This window comes from Lactobacillus porci (assembly GCF_009695985.1).
GTDB classification, from domain to species: Bacteria; Bacillota; Bacilli; order Lactobacillales; family Lactobacillaceae; genus Lactobacillus; species Lactobacillus absianus.
Genome location: NZ_VUMX01000025.1, coordinates 1 through 15,891 on the forward strand (window position 1 = coordinate 1; position 15,891 = coordinate 15,891).

Annotated in this window: 12 protein-coding genes; 5 read left to right on the forward strand and 7 right to left on the reverse strand. The window is 50.8% G+C overall.

Annotation, left to right across the window (positions count from 1 at the left end; all coding sequences use genetic code 11):
* Positions 1-217 precede the first annotated feature (217 nt).
* Entirely contained in the window at positions 218-1,000 is a 783-nt protein-coding gene (gene murI, locus FYJ62_RS08280) for a glutamate racemase (RefSeq protein WP_154549222.1), read from the reverse strand.
* 211 nt (positions 1,001-1,211) lie between these two features.
* Between murI and FYJ62_RS08285 the strand changes: the two genes are divergently transcribed.
* From FYJ62_RS08285 to FYJ62_RS08295, 3 genes are all read left to right on the forward strand, one after another.
* Positions 1,212-1,928 (forward strand): Bax inhibitor-1/YccA family protein, encoded by a 717-nt coding sequence (locus FYJ62_RS08285; protein ID WP_154549223.1) that lies wholly within the window; start codon positions 1,212-1,214, stop codon positions 1,926-1,928.
* Positions 1,929-2,116: 188 nt separating this feature from the next.
* Positions 2,117-3,328 (forward strand): MFS transporter, encoded by a 1,212-nt coding sequence (locus FYJ62_RS08290; RefSeq protein WP_326832024.1) that lies wholly within the window; start codon positions 2,117-2,119, stop codon positions 3,326-3,328.
* Between the two features lie 199 nt (positions 3,329-3,527).
* On the forward strand, positions 3,528-5,291 hold the full coding sequence (locus FYJ62_RS08295) for a sensor domain-containing diguanylate cyclase (RefSeq protein WP_154549225.1): 1,764 nt from the start codon (positions 3,528-3,530) through the stop codon (positions 5,289-5,291).
* Between the two features lie 107 nt (positions 5,292-5,398).
* Here FYJ62_RS08295 and FYJ62_RS08300 read toward each other — a convergent pair whose 3' ends face one another.
* Positions 5,399-7,021 carry an ABC-F family ATP-binding cassette domain-containing protein gene (locus tag FYJ62_RS08300; protein ID WP_154549226.1) on the reverse strand — a complete coding sequence of 541 codons (1,623 nt, stop codon included), beginning with the start codon at positions 7,019-7,021 and terminating at the stop codon, positions 5,399-5,401.
* Between the two features lie 381 nt (positions 7,022-7,402).
* Here FYJ62_RS08300 and ppc point away from each other — a divergent pair, with 381 nt between their 5' ends.
* Positions 7,403-10,132 (forward strand): phosphoenolpyruvate carboxylase, encoded by a 2,730-nt coding sequence (ppc, locus tag FYJ62_RS08305; RefSeq protein ID WP_326832025.1) that lies wholly within the window; start codon positions 7,403-7,405, stop codon positions 10,130-10,132.
* A 175-nt stretch (positions 10,133-10,307) separates the two neighbouring features.
* Here ppc and glmS read toward each other — a convergent pair whose 3' ends face one another.
* From glmS to FYJ62_RS08320, 3 genes are all read right to left on the reverse strand, one after another.
* Complete coding sequence (glmS, locus tag FYJ62_RS08310) at positions 10,308-12,119, reverse strand: glutamine--fructose-6-phosphate transaminase (isomerizing) (RefSeq protein ID WP_154549227.1); 1,812 nt, start codon at positions 12,117-12,119, stop codon at positions 10,308-10,310.
* A 386-nt stretch (positions 12,120-12,505) separates the two neighbouring features.
* Positions 12,506-12,994, reverse strand: a complete 489-nt coding sequence (locus FYJ62_RS08315) for an Lrp/AsnC family transcriptional regulator (RefSeq protein WP_154549228.1) — start codon at positions 12,992-12,994, stop codon at positions 12,506-12,508.
* A gap of 200 nt (positions 12,995-13,194) precedes the next feature.
* The gene (locus FYJ62_RS08320; protein ID WP_206987646.1) at positions 13,195-13,674 is read right to left on the reverse strand and encodes a methylated-DNA--[protein]-cysteine S-methyltransferase; all 480 of its coding nucleotides are present in this window, start codon (positions 13,672-13,674) and stop codon (positions 13,195-13,197) included.
* A gap of 247 nt (positions 13,675-13,921) precedes the next feature.
* Between FYJ62_RS08320 and FYJ62_RS08325 the strand changes: the two genes are divergently transcribed.
* The gene (locus FYJ62_RS08325; protein ID WP_154549229.1) at positions 13,922-14,440 is read left to right on the forward strand and encodes a helix-turn-helix domain-containing protein; all 519 of its coding nucleotides are present in this window, start codon (positions 13,922-13,924) and stop codon (positions 14,438-14,440) included.
* Between the two features lie 57 nt (positions 14,441-14,497).
* Here FYJ62_RS08325 and FYJ62_RS08330 read toward each other — a convergent pair whose 3' ends face one another.
* Positions 14,498-14,758 carry a SemiSWEET family transporter gene (locus FYJ62_RS08330; RefSeq protein WP_154549230.1) on the reverse strand — a complete coding sequence of 87 codons (261 nt, stop codon included), beginning with the start codon at positions 14,756-14,758 and terminating at the stop codon, positions 14,498-14,500.
* A 212-nt stretch (positions 14,759-14,970) separates the two neighbouring features.
* On the reverse strand, positions 14,971-15,666 hold the full coding sequence (locus tag FYJ62_RS08335; RefSeq protein WP_229771880.1) for a DapH/DapD/GlmU-related protein: 696 nt from the start codon (positions 15,664-15,666) through the stop codon (positions 14,971-14,973).
* Positions 15,667-15,891 lie beyond the last annotated feature (225 nt).

Below are 15,891 nucleotides of genomic sequence, written 5' to 3' on the forward strand. Positions count from 1 at the left end.
TCCATTTTGACCTCTTTCTTAGAATCGTGTTTGTGGTAATTCATATTCTACCAGAGGTTGAAATGGATTTTTTATATTCTAATACTACTGATTTTCAGTGGTGTTCAAATTGATTATACAATCGACCGTTAAACATTTTTATAGCTTGGCTATTTTTATCCTCTTATATTATACAAGACTGGTCCGCTGAAAGAAAAAGCAGCCGGCGCGTTTTTGATCAATTTTCACTTCTGAACAGCTGGTACAGCTCTTCGCTTAAGGCACTGGCGCCTGGGGCGCTGTTTTCAAAAATGATCCGCCCGGCCTCAGTCCGCTCAGTCAGTTGGTCCCGCTTGGCCAGCTGGTGCTTGACCTCATTAGCAGCCCCGATGGCTCCGTCATAAACGCGGGTCTGATGGCCCAAGACGTCAAGAATGGCCTGCTTGGCAAAGGGGAAGTGGGTGCAGCCCAAGACGACCGCGGAAGCCTTGCCAGCATAGGGATCAAGGACTTGGTGCAGGTAAGAGTAAAGCTCAGGCGACTTGGTCTGCCCCTGTTCAATCAGCTCAACCAGCTTGGGCGCCGGCACCTTGACCACCTGGTGGTCCTTGTCGTATTTTTGCAGCAGGTTGTTGAACTTGCTTTCCCGCAAGGTCAAAGGCGTGGCCATGACCACGACCTCCTGGTCCGGGTTTTCCAAGACGGCTGGCTTGGCCGCAGGCTCGATCCCGATGATCGGCAACTCGTATTCAGCACGCAGACGGACAGCCGCGGCGCTCGTTGCCGTGTTGCAGGCAATCATGATGGCCTTGACCTGGTGATCGTTGATCAAGTGCTCTACCACTCTTTTGGAGAGCTGGTAGACCTCCTCTTTAGTCCGGACCCCGTAGGGGGCGTTGCCCGAGTCGCCGTAAAAGACAAAGTTCTCATGCGGCAGCAGGTCGACCAGCCGGCTCAACACCGTCAAGCCGCCCTGACCCGAGTCAAAAACGCCAATCGGACGATCCTTGTATTTTTCCATTGAAAAACCTCCCTTAAATTTCTATTTTGAACTTTTAAAGACTTTTCTTCAACCTATTCAACTTGATTAAGGCAATCTTAAGCTTGAATCGCCTTTCTTGCTTTTTAGCGCCGGTATGGTAAATTGGTATTCAATCAGACAAAAGGATTTTGCCAGTTTCGCCAACAGGGGCGAACGGATTGAAAGATTAAGAAAGAGATAAGAACAGAAAATGGACAACTTTTCACCAAACGCTGACCGCCGGCACGTCGTCGACGCCTCAGCCTTGAACAGCTTTTTAAGCAAGATGTATTCCATCATGGGTTTGGCCGTCTTGGTTTCCGCCTTGACAGCCTACCTGACTTTGACGGTCGGCGCGGGCACCATCCTGCCAATGCTGGCCAGCAGCCGGGCTTTGGTCTGGATTCTGCTGTTCCTGCCAATCGTCTTGAGCGTGGCCATCAGCTTCAACGCGACCCGGCGGCCAACCGCCAGCTTCCTCATGCTGATGGCGATCGCCGTCATCTATGGGGTTGAATTCTCAACCCTGGCCTTCGTCTACACGGGCACTTCCATCACCGCGGCCTTCGTCTCCGCCGCCGGCGTCTTTGCCGGCATGGCCTTCTACGGGAGCGTAACCAAGCGCAGCCTGGACAACTTCGGGGCTTACGCCAATGCCGCTTTGATCGGCCTGATCGTGGCCATGCTCGTCAACTTCTTTGTCAAGAGCGGCCCAGCCTCCTTCGTCTTCTCCGTCATTGCGGTCATCATCTTCACGGTCTTGACTGCCTACGACGCGCAGAAGATGAAGCAGATCTACCAGACTTACGGCGACCAGGTTTCCAGCTTGGGCTTGGCTGTCAACGGGGCCTTGCTGCTCTACCTTGACTTCGTCAACCTCTTCCTGGAGCTGCTGCAGATCTTCGGCTACAGCGACAGCAAGAACTAAGCATCAGGGCTTCAATATCGAACAGAAAATTATTTTTTTAAAGGATTGCTGGTGCAATCCTTTTTTTCTGCGCTAATTTTTCGCCTTGTGTAAATAAGCAAAGGCAATTACAATAGATATTCGTGAGCGCAATTCAGCAAATGAGTTGCTATAAATATGGTAGAAATTGTCAAAAAGAAGGTTCTTACGTGAATAAAACGCCAATCTGGAAAAGAAATCTGCATGTCTCAGCGGTCAGCGTCTTTCTGGCGGGGATCGCCTTCTCAGAGGTTACCCCTTTCCTGTCCCTGTATATCGACACCTTGGGCAAGTTCTCCCACCAGGAACTGAGCTTCTGGTCTGGGGCCGTCTTCTCAGCCGTCTACGTCGTAGCTGCCTTGGTCTCCCCTATCTGGGGCCGCTTGGCCGACAAGAAGGGCCGCAAGCCCATGATCCTGCGGGCCTCCTTGGGGATGGCCATCGTCTTTGCCTTGATGGGGCTGGCCCAAAACGTGTGGCAGCTGCTCTTCTTGCGGGGGATGCAGGGGGTCTTTGCCGGCTTCATCTCCAACTCCAGCGCCTTGGTGGCGACTGAAACGCCCAAGCACAAGAGCGGCAAGGCCTTGGGGATCATGAGCTCCTGCGCGACCGGGGGGCAATTGCTCGGGCCATTTGCTGGCGGGGCCTTGTCACAGGCCTTCAGCTACCGGGTAACCTTCTTCATTACCGGTTCCCTTCTCTTTATCTGCTTCATCTTGTCTATTTTCTTCATCCATGAAACGGACTTCGTCCCAGTCAAAGAAGAAAAGCGCGGCTCAGCCGCCGACGTCATCAAGCAGTTTAGAAGCGGCCAGTTGATCCTTGGCCTGCTCTTGACCACCTTGATCATTCAAGCGGCCAACAACTCCATCAACCCCATCGTTTCCTTATATGTCAGAAGCTTGATGCACGGTCATGGCCAGGTAGTCTTCGTCAGCGGCGTGATTGCCGCCCTGCCCGGAATTGCCACTGTGGCCGCAGCGTCATATTTCGGGGGCCTAGGCGACCGGATCGGGACCCACAAGATTATTCTCGGGGGGCTGATTGGCTCAATCATCCTCTTCTTCCTGACGGCCTTCGTGCAAAACACGGTTGAACTCGGCATCTGCCGCTTCCTGATTGGCTTCACTGATGCCTGCCTCTTCCCGCAGGTACAGACCATGCTGACCAAAAACTCCCCGCGTGAGCTGACCAGCCGGGTCTTCAGCTGGAACCAAAGTGCCATGTACATCGGCAACATCGCCGGACCAGTTATTGGCTCAACCGTTTCCGCCCACCTTGGCTACAATGCCGTCTTCCTGGTCACGTCGGGAATCGTCGTGATCAACCTGCTTTTGTACCGAACCAACATTTTAAAGAATCTCGCGCCCAACGCCGCGTAAGAAGCAAAAATCCAGACCAGCGACTTGCTGGCCTGGATTTCATTTTCCTACCCAGCTTTCAGTCATCGGCTTTACGCTTTTATTAATACATGTTTACTTATTTAAAGAAACTTCCTTTAAATATAGGCTTCCTTCCATCGAAGTGCTACACTTAAAGCGTAAAACTCTGTAAACATTTATATTTCCTTGAGGCAATGCGATGAAACTAAACCATAAAGACAAGAAAATCTGGCTGATTTTTACCATCTGCTTCGCCATTGCCTCAATTGCCATTTCGGCATTTTTTTATGCACAGGAAATCGACGGCAAGAAGAGCAAGGCCTACCAAATTGCCGAAGCATACGCCGTTGTATTGAAAAGGGACTTTAGCTACGTTACCAGCAGCACCGCCACCATGGAAAAGCTGGTGATTGCTGAAAATGGCCAGGTCTCCAACAGGGATTTCAAGCATGCCGCCAAGCTGCTGAAGAAGGACTACGTCAGCCTGATCGAACTGGTTCCAAATGGCGTTGTGACCAATACCTACCCCTTCCAACCCTCAGGGAAGAACAATGACCTGAATAAAGTCAAGGAAGCCAAGCAGGTCCTTGATTTCGTCAAAAAGAAGAAGCAGACCGTCATCTACGGCCCCATGCCGCTGCTTAATGCCAAGCGCTGCGTCGTGGTGATGAATCCCGTTACCTTAAAGAATGGAAAATTCTGGGGCTATGTCATGATGACCGTTACCCTGCCGGATGTCTATGAGCACACTTTAAAGAGCTTAAGGGAAATGGGCTACGACTACTGCATCGACACCAATAAATCGCCCCTATCCAAGAAGAAAGTCCAGGTTGAATCTTCCCTGGGCAAGGGGAAGACCTTCAAGTACGCGGTTGGCTATACCTTTTCCTACGGTTCTTGCCAATGGACCTTGAATATCGCCCCCCAGGGCGGCTGGCGGTCGCGGAAAGCACTGCTCTTATGGGGGCTGATGCTGGTGATCGATTTCCTGATCAGCGGCCTCCTCTACCTCCTCTTGCACACGCGCGAGCAGAAAGAGGAACTTGACCGCCTGGCCTTTCAGGATTCTTTGACTGGCCTGCTGAACCGGCGCGGCTTCTTGAAAGAGCTGAACCGACGCACGAAGCTTGATCCAGAGCAGGTCATGACGATGGCCTTCATTGACCTGGATGACTTTAAGTTCGTCAACGACGTCTATGGCCACGTGGTTGGCGACCTCGCCTTGAAGAATCTTGCCCGGCATTTAATGCAAGTTTTCCCGGAGAATTCCCTACTTGGCCGCACCGGCGGGGACGAATTCTGCGTTGTCGTGCCTAGCGACGACGCGGCCGCCAAGGAGCTGATTGAGCAGGCCGTTGAGGGCGTGCAAGAGTTTACTGCTTACGATAAGAAGATCAGATATACGATTTCAGCCGGCTATGCCGACTACCCTAGCCAAGCCGACTCCATCAAGCAGTTGACCATTTTGGCTGATGAGGCTCTGTACGCGGCTAAAATCCACGGAAAAAACGCGGCCAAGCATTACGCGCCGCGCATGAAACGGATCACACGCGCCCAACTTGGCTTTAACGTCAAGAACGTGGCGCACGGCCTGCCAGGTGGGCTGATGATTTACCGCGCCGATGGTCATTCCCGCGAAATCCTCTTCGCCAATGACTACCTGATCGACCTGCTTGGCTGCCAGAGCTACGAAGACTTCTTGGCCTACACCAAATCCAGCTACGACAACTTTATCCTGAAAGAGGACTTTGCGGCTGCTGAGCAAGCCATTGCCCAGCAGCGCAAGGAGAAGCTGACCGATCCCGACAAGAGCCTGGCCTTGAACTACCGCGTCCGTACCAAAGATGGCCGTCTTCTGCATCTCAGTACCCTGGGCCGCTACGTTGAAGACGAATACTATGGCGACGTCTTCGTCGTCTTCTTCCTGCCAGGCGACCTCCGCTTAATAAGAATAGATCACTAAAAAATCTGATTGCAGCCATGCAATCAGATTTTTTGGTTTATCAAAACAATCAGCAAAGAAAAAGCGCCGGCCAACTGCTGGTGGACAGTCAGCCAACGCTAGTTGACTCAGTAGATCTTTTCCACTTGTTCTTGCACCGTTGGGTGAGCCAGGTAGTCATCGTAGCTGATATCAGCCCGGGCTACAACGCCCTTAGGGCCAACTTCGATGATATGGTTGGCAATGGTTTGGATGAATTCGTGGTCGTGGGAAGTAAACAGAATTGAGCCTGGGTAATTCTCCATGGCTTCGTTTAAGGCAGTGATTGATTCCAGGTCCAAGTGGTTGGTTGGGTCATCCATCACCAGCACGTTGGCTGGTTCCAGCATCATTCTGGACAATTGGCAGCGGACCTTTTCCCCACCAGACAGAACCTTGATCTGCTTGTTGATCTCATCCCCGCTGAAGAGCATTCTCCCCAAGAAGCCGCGCAAGAAGGTATTGTCGTCTTGTTCCTTCTCAGCGTATTGGCGCAGCCAGTCAAGGATGGTCAATTCATCATTGTCAAAGTTGGCGTTCAAATCACGTGACATGTAGTTGAAGGCCGTGGTTTGTCCCCAGGTGACCGTCCCCGTGTCCGGCTCAAGGCGCCCAGCAATGATTTCCATCAAGGCCGTCGTCGCTCTCGTGTTTCTTGACAGGAAGGCGACCTTGTCGCCAGGCCGAACGATAAATGAGACATTGTCCAGCAGCTGCTCGCCGCCTGAAGCATAGGACACGTTATCTACTCTCAGCAAGTCGTTGCCCAAGTCCCGGTGCATTTCAAACTTGATGTATGGGTACTTGCGGCTGGAAGGCTTGATGTCGTCCAAAGTAATCTTGTCCAATTGCTTCTTTCTGGAAGTGGCCTGCTTGGACTTGGACGCATTGGCTGAGAAGCGGGCAATGAATTCCTGCAGCTGCTTGATTTGTTCTTCCTTCTTGGCATTTTGCTGCTTGGCCATTTCCGTTGCCAGCTTGCTTGATTCATACCAGAAGTCGTAGTTGCCGACGTACAGCTTGATTTGGCCACGGTCAACGTCACACATTTGCGTGCAGACCTGGTTCAAGAAGTGACGGTCGTGGGAGACAACCAAAACGATGTTTTCATAGTCTGCCAGGAAGTTTTCCAGCCAAGCCGTGGTGTGGATGTCCAAACCGTTGGTCGGTTCGTCCAAGAGCAGGATGTCTGGGTTGCCAAACAAAGCTTGGGCCAGCAAGACCTTAACCTTGTCGCTTTCGGCCAGTTCGCTCATCTTCTTGTGGTGCATGTCTTCCGGAATGCTCATGCTTTGCAAGAGCTGGGACGCGTCGCTTTCAGCATTCCAGCCATCGAGTTCGGCAAATTCGGTTTCCAGTTCAGCCGCCTTGACCCCGTCTTCTTCGCTGAAGTCAGGCTTGGCATACAAGGCATCCTTTTCCTGCATGACCTTGTACAGCTTCTGGTGACCTTGAATCACAGTATCCATGACCGTAAAGTCTTCAAAGGCAAAGTGGTCCTGGTTCAGGCTAGACATTCTTTCGTTGGGGCCGATGGTGATTGAGCCGGTCGTTGGCTCCATCTTCCCTTCCAAGAGCTTCAAGAAAGTTGACTTGCCGGCGCCGTTGGCCCCAATGATGCCGTAGCAGTTGCCTGGCGTGAACTTCAAATTAACGTCGCTGTAAAGCGTCCGGCTGCCGATTTGTAAGCTTAAGTCTGAAACTGTGATCAATAGTTGGTCCTCATTTTCTTTCAATCAATATTTTCAATAATTTTGCGGAATAATCTAAGTTAGTATATCAGGTTTAGCCGCTTTCAAACAATGGATTTGCTTCAAAAAAATTATCATTTTTTCGCTTAATTTTGTTTCGTTTTATCTAGACTATTTTTAATCATTTTAGGTTTGGTCAAGGCTAAAATTAATCATTTAAACGTGACCTGGCGAAATTATTTAATTTTCGCCCTTAAATAAAGTCAAAAAAGGCACGAATAGTTCGCTTTTGCTAATTTTTTATCGTAATCCGCCCCCTTTCTCATTCATTTTAAAGCAGAAAAGGCGTATGATATAGGAAGTATGATAACAACATATTCTTATTGATGAGAGGAGCTAAGCGTGACTGCTAAGAAACTAGAAAACAACAGTAACCACCAGGTTATTGCTGAAGAAGTTAAAATTCTGACTGACCTGCTCGATGAGAGTACCCGTCACTTGGTCGGTGACGAGGAATTCGCAAAGATCAAGGGTCTGGTCAAGATCGCAGCCGGCAAAGACCACAGCCAGTTGGAAAGCCAAATCGCTTCCCTGAGCAACCAAGAGCTGATCATCGTTGCCCGCTATTTCGCGACCCTGCCGCTGTTGATCAACATTTCCGAAGACGTTGATTTGGCCAGCGAGGTCAACCTGCTGAACAATACCAAGCAAGACTACCTTGGTAAGCTGTCCAATACGGTCGATCTGGTTGCGCAAAAGGAAAATGCCGCTGAAATTCTCCGCCACGTCAACGTGGTTCCGGTTTTGACGGCCCACCCAACCCAAGTGCAGCGGAAGACCATTCTGGAATTGACCGACAAGATCCACAACCTGCTGCGGGAATACCGGGACGTCAGTGCCGGCACGATTGACCGGGACGAATGGACCAACCAGCTTCGCCGCTACATTGAGATCATCATGCAGACGGACATCATCCGGGAAAAGAAGCTGAAGGTCAAGAACGAAATCAAGAACGTCATGGTCTACTACCCTAAGGCCTTGATTCCAGCCATCACCAAGTTGACTGGCCGCTACAAGGAACTGGCCCGCAAGCGCGGCTTGAACATCGACGGCGCGACCCCAATTACCGTGGGCATGTGGATCGGCGGGGACCGGGACGGCAACCCTTACGTTACGGCCGACACCCTGCGCCTGAGCGGCACCATTCAAGCGGAAGTCATCTTTGACTACTACACCAAGGCCATGAACGACTTGTACCGGACCTTGGCCATTTCCACTTCCTACGTGCAGCCAACTCCAGAAGTCGTCAAATTGTCAGAGCTTTCCGGCGACAACTCCCCATTCAGAGTCAATGAGCCATACCGCCGGGCCTGCTACTACGTTGAATCCCGCCTGGCCCACACGGAAAAGCAGATGCTGGACCGCGTTTCCAAGGACAGCGTCGTTTCTGAAGAAAACCTGGAAAAGGCTCCTGTCTACAAGGATGCCTACGAATTCAAGAGCGACCTGGAAGCAATCAAGCGCTCATTGATTCAAAACCACGACCAAGCCGTCACGACTGGACCATTTGACGAATTGCTTGAAGCCATCGAAGTCTTCGGCTTCCACCTGGCCACCATCGACATGCGCCAAGACTCCAGCGTCAACGAAGCCTGCGTAGCTGAATTGCTGAAGGGCGCCAAGATCTGCGACAACTACAGCGACTTGTCAGAAGAAGAAAAGATCCAGCTGCTGCTCAACGAATTGGAAAACGACCCGCGGACTCTTCACTCCAACAACGCGCCTAAATCAGAGCTTCTGCAAAAGGAACTGAAGATCTACGCTACGGCCCGCAAGCTGAAGGACACCTTGGGCGAAAACGTCATCAAGCAACACATCATTTCCCACACGGAAAGCATTTCCGACATGCTGGAGCAAGCCACCATGCTGAAAGAATACGGCCTGCTTGACAACCAGCACGCTAGAATCCAAGTCGTGCCGCTGTTTGAAACGGTTGAGGACTTGCAGAACTCCCGCGAGATCATGAAGCGCTACTTGAACTTCGACATCGTCAAGCGCTGGGTTGCCTCCAAGAACGGCTACCAGGAAATCATGCTCGGCTACTCCGACTCCAACAAGGACGGCGGCTACCTGGCTTCATGCTGGAACCTGTACAAGGCCCAGAAGGAATTGACCAAGATCGGCGAAGACATGGGGATCAAGATCACCTTCATGCACGGGCGCGGCGGCACGGTTGGCCGTGGGGGCGGTCCTTCATACGAAGCCATCACCTCCCAGCCATTCGGCTCGATCAAGGACCGGATCCGAACGACCGAACAAGGGGAAATCATCCAGAACAAGTATGGCAACAAAGATTCCGCCTACTACAATCTGGAAATGCTTCTGTCAGCCGCCGTTGACAGAATGGTCTCCAACCAAAAGGTCGGCGAAAAGGAAATCCAAGACTTCACGGCCTCAATGGATGCCATCGTGGCTGACTCCAACCGGGTCTACCGCAAGCTGGTCTTTGAGAACCCGCACTTCCACGACTACTTCTTCCAAGCCACTCCTATTAAGGAAGTTTCCAGCTTGAACATCGGCTCTCGGCCTGCCGCCCGGAAGAAGATCACTGAGCTTTCAGGCCTGCGGGCTATTCCTTGGGTCTTCTCTTGGTCACAAAGCCGGGTCATGTTCCCAGGCTGGTACGGGGTTGGCTCTGCCTTCAAGCACTTCATCGATGCTGATCCCGCAAACCTGAAGGTCCTGCAGGACATGTACAATGGCTGGCCATTCTTCCACTCATTGATGTCCAACGTCGACATGGTTCTGTCCAAGTCCAATATGGAAATCGCTGAACAATATGCCAACCTTTGCCAGGATGCGGAAACCCGGTCAGTCTTTGACATCATCCACGCTGAATGGGCCTTGACCAAGGAAGTCATCCTGCAAATCGAAGGTCACGAAAAGCTGCTGGAAGACAACCCATCCCTGGAAAGCAGCTTGGACTACCGGATGCCTTACTTTAACGTCCTGAACTACATCCAATTGGAAATGATCAAGCGCGGACGCAATGACCAAGTCAGCGGCATCTACGAATCGATCATCCACATCACCATCAACGGGGTGGCTTCAGGCCTGCGTAATTCGGGCTAAAGTCACTGACTGAGCAGCGAATTATTTCCTTTAACGCGAAAACCACTAGGAAACTCTTCCTAGTGGTTTTTCTTTTGGAATTATTCTCAATTTTTTCGCGAAAAGGCCACTGGAGTGTGTTCTCTAGTGGCCTTTTCTTGCTATTATTTATTATTTTGCCCGAAAAGCCAGAGCCTTATTCAACCGTTACGCTCTTAGCCAGGTTCCGTGGCTTGTCAACGTCCAGCCCCTTGTCCTTTGAGGCGTAGTAGGCCAGCAATTGGGCAGGAACGACGGAAACCAAGGCTGACAGGTAGTAGTCAATTTCTGGCAAAACGATGGTGTCGCCTTCCTTGGCGAACTGCTTGCCCACGATCGTGATGACGTTGGCCCCGCGGGAAGCGACTTCTTGAATGTTGCCGCGGGTCAGGTCAGCAGTTACCGGGTCATTGATCAAGGCAATGACTGGCGTGCCGTCTTCAATCAGGGAAATAGTCCCGTGCTTCAATTCAGCTGCCGCAAAGCCTTCGGTTTGAATGTAGGAAACTTCCTTCAGCTTCAAAGCCCCTTCCAGGGAAACGGCGTGGTCAATCCCGCGGCCGATGTAGAAGGCGTTTCTTGAAGGTATCAGATACTTCTTGGCCAGCTTTTCGATTGCTTCCTTGCCGTCAACGATTTCCTGGATCCCTTCAGCCGCGATGCTCAAACCGTGCTTGAGGTTCCAGTCCTTGGCTTCCTGCTTGCCCAGCTTTTCACCAACAGCCTTGGCCAGGATGGCTTGCAGGGCCACTTGGGCCGTGTAGGCCTTGGTTGAGGCAACGGCAATTTCCGGACCAGCCTTGAGCAGCATAGTGTAGTCAGCTTCCCGGGACAAGGTTGAGCCTTCAACGTTGGTCATGGTCAAGCTTGGAATATGACGCTTGTTGGCTTCGGTCAAGACCACGCGTGAGTCGGCGGTTTCGCCAGACTGAGTCAGGAAAATGAAGAATGGGTGCTTGGACATCATTGGGAAGTGGTAGCCTGCTTCTGAAGCGTAGCCAACTTCAGTTGGGATGCCGGCAAACTTTTCAAAGATTTGCTGACCAACCAGGCCCGCGTGGTATGAGGTACCTGCAGCAAAAATGTAGATCCGGTCTGCCTTTGCTACGGCATCAACGATCTTGTCATCAACGACTGGCTCGCCGTTTTCGTCAAGGTATTCAGTTGACAGGCGGCGCATTACTGCTGGCTGCTCGTCAATTTCCTTGAGCATGTAGAATTCGTAAGTCCCCTTTGAGGCAGCGTTTGGGTCAATGTCAAGCTCGTGTGATTCACGTTCAACCTTGTTGCCGTCAACGTCTTCGATTTCGATTGAGTCCTTGGTTACGTCAGCATGGTCGCCATCGTTCAAGGCAATGAAGGTCTTGGTTTGGTCCAAAACTGAGATGGCGTCTGAAGCGATGATGTTGAAGCCGTCGCCCAGGCCCAGCATCATTGGGCTCTTGTTCTTAGCCAGATAAATGTGGTCTGGCTTGGTGTTGTCCACCAGTAAGAAGGCGTATGAGCCCTTAACCAGCTTCAAGACCTTCTTGAAGGCGTCGTAGCCTGACAGGCCTTCTTCATCGGCAAACTTGCCAACCAGTTGGACAACGACTTCGGTGTCAGTTTCAGAATTGAAGTGTACGCCCTTAAGGTACTTTTCCTTCAAGTCAGCGTAGTTTTCGATCACGCCGTTGTGAACCAGGTAGAAGCGGCCGTCAGCTGAGTAGTGAGGGTGAGCGTTGGCTTCGGTTGGGTGACCGTGGGTAGCCCAGCGAGTGTGGCCAATCCCCGTGGTCCCTTGTTCATCAGGAGTCATTTTCTCTTCCAGGTTTGAAATCCGGCCAACTGCCTTGGTCAAAAATTCATGCCCCTGCAAGTCATTCAGGTAGATACCGGCTGAGTCATAGCCACGGTATTCAAGATTCTTCAAGCCGTTCAATACAACTTCTCTAGCTGGCTTGCCAACTACGCCTACAATTCCGCACATAAAATAAATCTCCTTTTCGCGATAGTCTCTTTAAGATTGGTCTAGTTCAATAGCCAATATTGGACTACTTGCTTTTTGCGTTTGCAATAGGAATATTAGCCGCTTTGGTCTAAAAGGTCAAGTCTTAAATCTTAAAATTGGTATAAATTGTCCGGATGTATGGAAAACTTAACTTTCGATTAATAATTTTACCAAAAAAGACCGCTCCTGCTTAACAAACAGAAGCGGTCCCGCCGTTATTCACAATTTTTTCTTAAATTGGTCTGGCTGCGACCGTTTTTCGAAAATTAAGCAAAAAACACCTATCTAAGTCAGCAATGCCATCAGTTAAGGAATTAGCATTGCTAAATTAAATAGGTGTCTCCCCGTTAATTTGTGTAAAAGCCTTACCTGGCCTTCTTCTCATCGTCTTCGTCATCTTCAGTTTCGTGAACTGGGATTGGCCGGTGTTCAATCGGCGTCGAGAAGGCGATTTCGGTCTTGGTGCGACCAAACTTCTGCAGCTCGTTGACCAAGTGGTCCAGTTCTTCAGGCCGCTTGTAAGATGCCTGAATCAACATGGAGTAGTCACCGGTAATACAGTCGCATTGGACGACGTTAGGAATCTTTTCGATAAAAGGATAAAACTCGCTCTTGTCTTCTGGCTTGACTTCCAAGTTGATGAAAGCCTTAACCACATAGCCCATGGCTGAGTAGTCAATATCTGCGTAGTAGTTCTTGATCAGGTTGGTGGATTCCATTCTTCTGATCCGGTTGGCTACGGCTGGAGACGACATAAAGTTGGCTTCAGCAATATCCTTTACGGAAGTACGGGCATTTTCTTCCAGCATTTGCAAAATGCGGCGGTCGGTTTTATCAATCTTGTATTCAACCATTTTATCCCCCTAATTTACCCTAATTAAATAACTTACATTTGTAATAAACTATATTTTATGCCTAAAAAAATTAAGTGCAAGTACTTTTATTAAAGAAAATTAAGTTTTACGGCTTAAGCTTAAAAAGAGCAACTCTTGTTTAATCTATATCAAGCCTAGGTAAAATTTAATTTATTAAGTACTGCTGATTTTACTTAGTTTTATAAAATAACGAGAGCCGAACGTTCATGATCCAGCAGCCATTGCTTTCGCTCCAGCCCCCAGGCATAGCCGGTCAGCTGGCCCCTGCTGCCCACAACCCGGTGGCAGGGAATAAAAAGCGCCAGCGGATTGCGGCCCACAGCCCCGCCAATGGCCCGCGGGGCCGTATGCAGCCGGTCAGCCAAATCCTGATAGGTCACCGTCTGTCCATACGGGACTTGCAGAAGCTGGTCCCAAACGGCGATCTGAAAGGCCGTTCCAGAGGCATGGAGCTTGGGACGCTGGAGCTCGCGGCCCTCAAAGTAGGCCTCAAGCCAGGCCGTAGCCTCTTTCAGCGGCCGCGGCAAGTCCCGCTGGCGATTGCTGCTGGCCGCTCCCTCTGCCTCAGCAACAAATTCCGCGCTGACTAAACCGGCTTCACCGCCCCTGAGCATCATGACTCCCAAAGGCGTCTGGCAACAGGTGCTGCTTGCTGGCATTGGCTCACCCTCTTTTCCCAAAAAACAGTTTTGATTACATTTGTTAAAAGCAATTATCTTCTAATTATATGTGCTTATATATTTAAACTTTTCTTAATAAAAGAATTATACTTAAAATCAACTTAAAAGAAAAGGGATAGGCAAAATGTAAGGGCTCACATGCTTTAAAAAGCACGTGAGCCTTTACACTTTGCTGTTTTTGCCATTGTTTTCGTGGCAATTGAAATAAGAAATGCTTTAATTTTCAGTGCTGGTCAGCCTGATAGATCAAATTGCCAAAGCCGGCATCCGGGGCGGCCTGCCAGCCAGAACGGCCTATGCCTTGAGCGACCGGATTATTGCCGAAAATGAAAAGCAGACTGTCATTACCAATATGTATGAATACAACCGGACGATCAGCCTCCAGTTTCTCCGACAGGTGGCCAGAAGCCGCCGCCAGCACGTCCTGCCCTTGGTCAACAAGGCCCAGCAGTTTTTGCAGGAAAACATGACGACCGTGCAAAGCGTCCAGGAAGTGGCCGAATACCTCAGCATCAACAAGTCCTACCTGATGCACCTGTTCAAGGCCAATACCGGCCTGTCGGTCAAGCAGTACCTGACCCAATTGAAGATGGAAGAGGCCAAGCGCCGCCTGGTCTTTGGCAGCCAGAGCCTGGCCGAGATCGCTGCCGACCTGGGCTACAAGGAGCAGGGTCAGTTCTCCAGGACTTTTAAGAAGCTATACGGCGTCACGCCCTTGGAATTTCGGCGAAACAGCCGGATGTAGCCGCGGATGCCGAGCATCAAAAAATGGTCCAGATCAAGCACAATCCGAACCATTATTCTATAAACAGGTAATCCCCGTAACCAAGCCCAGCACTACCCCTGGCGCGTTGGCGATAATGATTGGCCAATCCTTTTTAGGAGCGGTCCAGCCATAGGTGACCCAGAGGCTGGCGTTGACCGCGGCCACGAAGGGCTGGACTGGATTGCCCTTCTGGCCGGCCAGGTTGCTGGCGAACTGAGCGAGGTAGGAAACGTACATCAGGACGGAAATCACGGATGCGATCCGGCCAATATTCTGGTTAAGCTTGCTATGTGTCATGATCTGTTACCCTTTCTTGCTGTACTTTTTGACTTAATAAGTACTTTGATTTTATTTAAGGGAGAAACTGCCCGCAATCAGCAAATCCTTGGCTAGTCATGGTCATTTCCCAGCTTCTTGCTGAAAAAACCGCGACAACTTGAATACGATACCCGCAAAAAAAGCCAGCTTCTTTTACAGAAGTTGGCTTTTGGGTATAAAAATGCTATTTCTTAGGCTTTAACCCGCTTTTTGCCTTTGGCGGCTGGCTTTTCCTTGGCTTGGATTTTGGCCGCGGCCTTGGCCTGCTTCTCAGCTTCCGCCTTGGCCCGGGCGGCCGCTTCCTCCTGCTGGTGCTGGCGGATCATTCTTTCCGCCAATTCCGCGGTCGTCTCCACCTTGGCCAGCTTGGCGGCCTTTTCCTTGGCCGCCTCTTCTTCCTTGCGGGTAAGCACGTCGTCGGCCACCTCGCCGATCTGCTTGGCTGGGTTGCCAGCTACGACGGCGTTGTCAGCCACGTCCTTGTCAACCACGGCGCCAGGCTTGACGATCACGTTGTTGCCGATCTTAACCCCCGGCAAAATCATGACCCCGGCCCCCAGCCAGACGTCATCGCCAATTGTGACTGGCTTGGCGAGCGTCGTCCGGCTGCGCCGCTGGCGCGGTGACTCTGGATGATCGATGGTCGTGATCAAGACATTGGGCCCAATCATGCAGTAGTCCCCAATCGTCACTTTAGCCGCGTCAAGGATGGTCAGATCATTGCCACAGGTCCAGTGGTGGCCGATAAAAATATTCTTCCCGTTCTCACAGGTGAAGCCGCGTCCGACTACAGGCTCCACGCCCAAAGCACCCAAGTGCATCTTCAGGCGCAGCAGCTGGGCCGGAATATCCAATTCATTGCCTTGTCTGTATTCGCTTGTCCACATAATTGCCGCTTCCTTTGCTCGCAAAATCTCCGGATCGTCCAATTTGTAGGGCTTCCCCTTCCTCATTTTTTCTAGCTCGGTTTCTGCCATATAACTTGATTCCTCATTACTGATTGATTAGCTCTACATAATATTATCTAGAAAAATCCGCTTAAATACAAGCTTAGACTCCTCAACTGGTTAAGCCCTTTCAAAAGATAAAAAATCAAAGGGAGCGGGCCCTTG

Coding starts and splice junctions, on each gene's coding strand:
- murI (WP_154549222.1), bottom strand. CDS start 1,000: ATGGAAAAATACAAGGATCGTCCGATTGGCGTTTTTGACTCGGGTCAG.
- FYJ62_RS08285 (WP_154549223.1), top strand. CDS start 1,212: ATGGACAACTTTTCACCAAACGCTGACCGCCGGCACGTCGTCGACGCC.
- FYJ62_RS08295 (WP_154549225.1), top strand. CDS start 3,528: ATGAAACTAAACCATAAAGACAAGAAAATCTGGCTGATTTTTACCATC.
- glmS (WP_154549227.1), bottom strand. CDS start 12,119: ATGTGCGGAATTGTAGGCGTAGTTGGCAAGCCAGCTAGAGAAGTTGTA.
- FYJ62_RS08315 (WP_154549228.1), bottom strand. CDS start 12,994: ATGGTTGAATACAAGATTGATAAAACCGACCGCCGCATTTTGCAAATG.
- FYJ62_RS08320 (WP_206987646.1), bottom strand. CDS start 13,674: ATGCCAGCAAGCAGCACCTGTTGCCAGACGCCTTTGGGAGTCATGATG.
- FYJ62_RS08330 (WP_154549230.1), bottom strand. CDS start 14,758: ATGACACATAGCAAGCTTAACCAGAATATTGGCCGGATCGCATCCGTG.
- FYJ62_RS08335 (WP_229771880.1), bottom strand. CDS start 15,666: ATGTGGACAAGCGAATACAGACAAGGCAATGAATTGGATATTCCGGCC.